The 5,214-nt window shown below is 56.7% G+C and carries 5 protein-coding genes and 1 pseudogene; 2 read left to right on the forward strand and 4 right to left on the reverse strand.

Translation table 11 applies throughout. From position 1 onward, the window contains the following. Positions 1-84: 84 nt before the first annotated feature. Positions 85-339, reverse strand: a complete 255-nt coding sequence (locus tag EN984_RS37815) for a hypothetical protein (RefSeq protein ID WP_164749064.1) — start codon at positions 337-339, stop codon at positions 85-87. 79 nt (positions 340-418) lie between these two features. Between EN984_RS37815 and EN984_RS38245 the strand changes: the two genes are divergently transcribed. Next, positions 419-760: a hypothetical protein gene (locus EN984_RS38245; protein WP_236383438.1), complete on the forward strand. Its 342-nt coding sequence runs from the start codon at positions 419-421 to the stop codon at positions 758-760. Positions 761-901: 141 nt separating this feature from the next. Next, entirely contained in the window at positions 902-2,458 is a 1,557-nt protein-coding gene (locus EN984_RS21970) for an AAA family ATPase (protein WP_245480097.1), read from the forward strand. 141 nt (positions 2,459-2,599) lie between these two features. Here EN984_RS21970 and EN984_RS21975 read toward each other — a convergent pair whose 3' ends face one another. From EN984_RS21975 to EN984_RS21985, 3 genes and pseudogenes are all read right to left on the reverse strand, one after another. Beyond that, positions 2,600-3,310: an SOS response-associated peptidase gene (locus tag EN984_RS21975; protein ID WP_127268091.1), complete on the reverse strand. Its 711-nt coding sequence runs from the start codon at positions 3,308-3,310 to the stop codon at positions 2,600-2,602. Positions 3,311-3,320: 10 nt separating this feature from the next. Beyond that, positions 3,321-4,622, reverse strand: coding sequence for a hypothetical protein (locus EN984_RS21980; RefSeq protein WP_127268090.1), 1,302 nt, complete (start codon positions 4,620-4,622; stop codon positions 3,321-3,323). Between the two features lie 125 nt (positions 4,623-4,747). After that, positions 4,748-5,214, reverse strand: a pseudogene (locus tag EN984_RS21985) (tyrosine-type recombinase/integrase); the annotation flags it as partial.

The raw sequence follows: 5,214 nt of genomic DNA on the forward strand, positions 1-5,214 counted from the left end.
CCTAGATCCATTAATAGCCCGTTTGCGGGGGCCGTTCTCTAAAATTTCCCGCCTCTCCATCCGCGCCCTGAGTTGGCTGCCAGATCAGTTCGCTTTAGACGAGTTCCCGCTGTGGGCTACTGCCTCTACGCGCATCGTGTGGGCCATTGCGTTCCCCTCCTTGCGGCTTGCGCGGCGCGGCATAGAGCGCGCGTCAAGCTGGTCCTGAAGGCGACCGTTGAGGACCATCATTTCCTTGAGCGCCTTCATCACGTCGCCCCTGTGAACGGCAACGAACTTGTCGGCGACGGCTTGAAGGGCGGCTTCTTGTCGGCTGTCCAGCGTCACAATGTGGTCCATGTGAGCGTCTCCTAATGTCTCGATCGTTAGTGAACAAAAAGAGAACATAAATGTCAAGAGCGGATTGACCAAGCGAGGAATGAGTTCCTATTTTGGGGCTATGGCTGACACTGGTGGAAGACGAAGGCGCGGCGGCGAATGGAAGCTTGGCAATGCCCACGAGATTGGGCAGCTTGTGCTGGTCCGGTGCGGTCTGTGCAACGTCAAACGATGGTATCTGCCGAGTGATCTGAAGGAAATCTTCGGGGACATTGAAGCGGAATTGGTGGGAGGCAAAATGAGTTGCAAGCGGTGCGGCAAGAATGAGTACATGGATGCCGAAACACAAAATCCATCGGCCCGAGAAAGGCAGGGCATCAGGGTTACGCGGCTTGCAGAAATCAGGATGGTACGGCGAGTTGTCTGGCGGGATGAAGGCTGAGGGCCACAAAGCGTCCATTGGGCTTGATCACTTGGCGCGGCGTCCTTTCGTCTTGTACGGTGGGTCAAATAATCAAGAGATTGATCACCAATGCCTTTTAATTTCACGATCCCAAGTCCTACCAGCTCAATTCCCTTCGCCATGCTGCCAGGCACTTCCCTGATATTTGTCGGCTCAAACGGTGGAGGCAAGACGCGCCTCGCCGTGGAGATAGAGAATCAGCTCCAACTCCGGGCGCACCGTATTTCCGCGCACAGGGCGCTGACGCTAAATCCCGCTGTAGCCAAGATCACCGAGCGGAATGCGAAATTGGGCCTTCGAACAGGAAATTCCCGTACGGATGCGAACCTTGGGCATCGTGTTGGAAGCCGCTGGCGAGGCGACATGGCGACTGGACTCCTCAATGATTTCGACGTGCTACTGCAGGCCCTCTTTGCCGATCAGACCAACAAGACGCTGCAGACCCACCAGAGAGTCAGGGCCGGCGATGCAGGTGCGGCAGAGCCGACCAAGTTTGAGCTGTTGGCCGGCATCTGGCAGCGGCTACTGCCTCACCGCAGGCTTGTTATCTCCGGCGACGACATCCGTGTTCAAATCACAGGATCGCAGACGGAATATAACGCCAAGGACATGAGCGATGGCGAGCGGTCAGTGTTCTACATGATTGGTCAAGTTCTCGCCGCCGATCCCGACACGCTCCTTATCTTTGACGAGCCGGAGCTGCACGTTCATCGATCTATCATGGCCAAACTATGGGACGAGATGGAGGCTGCACGCCCCGATTGTGCCTTCATCTTCATTACACATGACCTCGAATTTGCCGCGTCACGGGTTGCCCAAAAGATTGTGATCCGGGACTACAATCCCAAGACCGGTTGGGTGATCGAACCGGTGCCAGAAGAAACCGGTTTCGATGAGCAGATTGCGACGCTCATCCTTGGGAGCCGTCGCCCGATTCTCTTCGTCGAAGGCGGCAGCACAAGTCTCGACACCGTCATATATCGCTGCTGCTATCCCGAGTGGACAGTCATCCCGCGCGGTTCATGCGAAGAAGTAATTCATTCAGTTGTAACAATGCGCGCTAACGCGGACCTTACACGAGTGACCTGTTCCGGGATCGTAGACGCCGATGACTATTCAGGGCCAGAAATTGCGAATCTGGCACGGCTCGGCGTCGCCGTCCTACCGGTTTCAGAGATCGAGAATGTCTTCCTGCTTCCTGAAGTGGGGCGCAGAATTGCGGAGCATGAGGGCTATAACGGGGGAGATCTCGATAGTCGGCTCGACGCGCTGAGACAAGCCGTCTTCGCTGACGTCACTCCAGCATCGGCTGCGGGCACTATCGCGCGATACTGCCGGCGACGAATTGACCGCACCCTGAAGATGATTGATCTCAGCGGCGCAACTACGGTTGCAGAAATCGCAGCCGAATTTGCCACAAAGACGGCAGCACTGGACATTGCCGCAATTGGAGCCGAAGCGACGGCCCGTATCGATGCCGCTGTGGCAAACCAGGACATGGCCGAATTGGCCAAGCACTACGACAACAAGGGACTGATGGCTCTCGTGGCCAGACATCTCAAGAACACGACAATGAGCGAGTTCGAAATGTGGATAACTCGCGTCTTGCGCAACAATTTGGTTCCCGGACTTACGCAAGCCCTTCGCCGGGTTCTTCCCACAATTCAACCGCGATAGGACCTCGACATACGCTTTAGCGCCTGCATTGGACACTGCATGCATTTGGTGCCGCGATTGATGCCGGAGTTCGTAGTCCAGCCTGTCCGTTAGCCTTTGGTAAACAAATGTCCGTTGCCGAAGTCGTCCCCTTCGGTAGCTTCACAGCAACGGCAGTCGGCCATCTTTCTTGCCCAGCGGAAACTTGATCTGCGTGGCCGGTTTGTCGACGATCACAAGGGCATCGTCAGGCGCGGTGCGTTGCAAGCCCCTTGCTTCCGACCATGGGGCTCGTAGCCACGTCTCGGTTTCCTCTTTCGTCGTCAGGATCACCGGCATGGCCTTCGCATGGATCGGCTTGATGAGGGCGTTAGGCTCGGTTGTGAGGAACCCATAGACCTCATGGTCGCCGGGACCGTCCTTCACCTTGCGCACCCCATGCCAATGCGTCCAAACCCCTGCAAAGAAGAACAGCGGGCGGTCTTCATTCAAGGCAATCCAATAGTTCCGCTGAACGCCAGTCTGGGGGTCCTTGTCATTCTTCTCTGGGCTCGGCTCGGCAAAGCTCGTCACTGGAACCACACAGCGATGCTCTACGCCGAGGTATTGCCGCCAGTAGGCAAGGTGGGTCTTGCGCACGTTGGTAGTGCCGTAATCGGCGTTGCCTTTCACATGTTCTACGGGCGTCGGCATCCCCCACAGCAGATTGGCAAGCTCGCGTTGCCCGTCCGACGCATTGCGAACTACAGGACCGGGGGGCCGGTTGGGGTAGATGTCAATTGACGGCTCAAGGTTGCCCAAGATGTCCCGCAAGGTGCCGGTCCATTGGCGGATGGCCTCTTGCGACGTGGTGAGGTTGTAGAGGTTGCACATGGCTGGTTCCTTAGGCGTGGCCTTCGCTGACTAATCCAGAGCCAAGGATCGGTTGCTGCCTAGCGTCGATGCCGACAATTACTCGCGTCAATCGGTGGACGAGATCAGCCAAATCTAGGATGCGCTGATCTTCTTCTCTCGTCGAATATGGCGAGACCAAGTTGCCATGCATCACGGAATTTCGCAGCTTCCTCCAAGCGCTGACATTCGCGGCTGTGACGGCGCCCCCCTGCCGAAGGTCCCCTAGGAAACTGGACACGGTCTTTGTTTCAGCTCTAGTTAATTCGTCAAGAATGCGCCTCTTCAGCCTCGCGTCGCCGTCCCAGGTCTGAGTGTGATCCCGAAGCGCGCTCAAGTCCTTCTCGACGAAGTCGGCCTTCAGTGGAGTTGGCCCCATCAACAGCTTTGCAAGACCCTCTGCGACGCTCGCCAAAGTAAGGCAAAGCACCCAGCGCGATCCTTGTGTCGCTTGTATGATCTCTTCGTAAAGGCGTGTGATCAGATGCGGCTCGGAATTTAGATGCCCCCCTTCGTCACGCGTATTCGCAACATGTTCGAGCAATTTCCCGTAGAGGGTCCAGAAGTCCGGCTTTGATTCGAAGGGATTTCCATCCACCAATGAGGCAATGCCCGAGTCTATAAAACGCCTTGGAGACGGTCGCAGCCAGACCTGTGCTCTGCCATCTCCAAAGTTCCGCGCCACGAGGCGAGGAAAAATTAACTGACCCAGCAAGATTCGCAACGGCTCGCTCAGCCAATTCTCGGTACATGGGTGCGGCAGCGCCTTGGACGACGTAGCCGTAACCCAGAGAGCGCTTCCGTCCTTCGTACGGAAGAACTCAATTTCGGAACCGAGAACCTGTACTGTTTGCTTGGCGAGCCGGCGACTATATTCGACCTCGACGTCATCAAGCGTGGTGACCGTAACCATCGCCTTCTCTACAGGCACCCGCACCTCAGGCTGAAAGACCAACTCCACGCTCGATAGTTGGGAAACCCATCGCCCGGACGCGCTAGTGAGAAGCGAGTCCAACTCGCCCCACAACTCCCAAATGCCCGTCTTCGTCTCTCCTAGCTGCGGATTTGTCCAGCCTGCTGCCCACTCAGTTCCCTGTATGTCCGTGGCAAAGAGGCGAAAGGTGTTGGAGGTATCGTAGGGATCTTTCTGCTGCTTAGCGAGCCGCTTGAACGCATCCGCACTGTCTGATGGTGTGGCATACATCCGATACTCAATTTCGGTGAAGCTCTTAATTACAATGCGACCTGAGCCGGCAAAGACCGGAGGTTCAAAGTCACCGCCGATCATCTTCATCGTCGGACAGTCGATTGTGATTGGAAGCGGTTTGAGCAGATGCCGCCAGCGATCTAGCGTCCGTATAGGCACTGGAGCGGATGCTGGGGTCAAGAAACCTCCTTCATGTCATTTGCTCGGCAGTTCTACGTCATTTCAGACAGTTCGGAAGGCCTCTCGATGTGTTCTTCTCCAAGTGCTTTCAGCATTGCCTCAGTCGCCACCTTCAGCCGCGCTTCTTCGCCGCCGTAGTTGTCTCCCGCACCACCCCCTGAGTGGCCCATGATCGAGCGCTTGAGCTTCTCGGGGACCCAAGCGATCACCAGCAAGTCCTCCATTCGGTGCCGCAATGAGTGGGTGGTTACCTTCTTGTCGGTCACTGCGGCTCTAACGTGCTTACCAAGCGCGGCCGAGGCTTTGTCGCCACCGCCTTCATGACCGTAACGGGCAAACAGCATCTTGCTTTCGCCTGCCGCCTCGACGGCTTCATGTGCTGCCTGAAGGGCGTCGCCAATGAGCGGGACCTTCCGACGAGACACTTCGGTTTTGACGCGGCGCTCGTCGTGCCACTCGACGTCAATGTGTGGATATTTGGCCTCCAGCATAACGTCGC

It is taken from the genome of Mesorhizobium sp. M7A.F.Ca.CA.004.12.1.1, assembly GCF_003997835.1.
In the GTDB taxonomy this organism is placed as follows: Bacteria; Pseudomonadota; Alphaproteobacteria; order Rhizobiales; family Rhizobiaceae; genus Mesorhizobium.

Excerpts from the sequence above, each read along its gene's own strand:
- EN984_RS37815 (WP_164749064.1), bottom strand. The coding sequence starts at position 339 with ATGGACCACATTGTGACGCTGGACAGCCGACAAGAAGCCGCCCTTCAA.
- EN984_RS21975 (WP_127268091.1), bottom strand. The coding sequence starts at position 3,310 with ATGTGCAACCTCTACAACCTCACCACGTCGCAAGAGGCCATCCGCCAA.
- EN984_RS38245 (WP_236383438.1), top strand. The coding sequence starts at position 419 with ATGAGTTCCTATTTTGGGGCTATGGCTGACACTGGTGGAAGACGAAGG.
- EN984_RS21980 (WP_127268090.1), bottom strand. The coding sequence starts at position 4,622 with ATGAAGATGATCGGCGGTGACTTTGAACCTCCGGTCTTTGCCGGCTCA.
- EN984_RS21970 (WP_245480097.1), top strand. The coding sequence starts at position 902 with ATGCTGCCAGGCACTTCCCTGATATTTGTCGGCTCAAACGGTGGAGGC.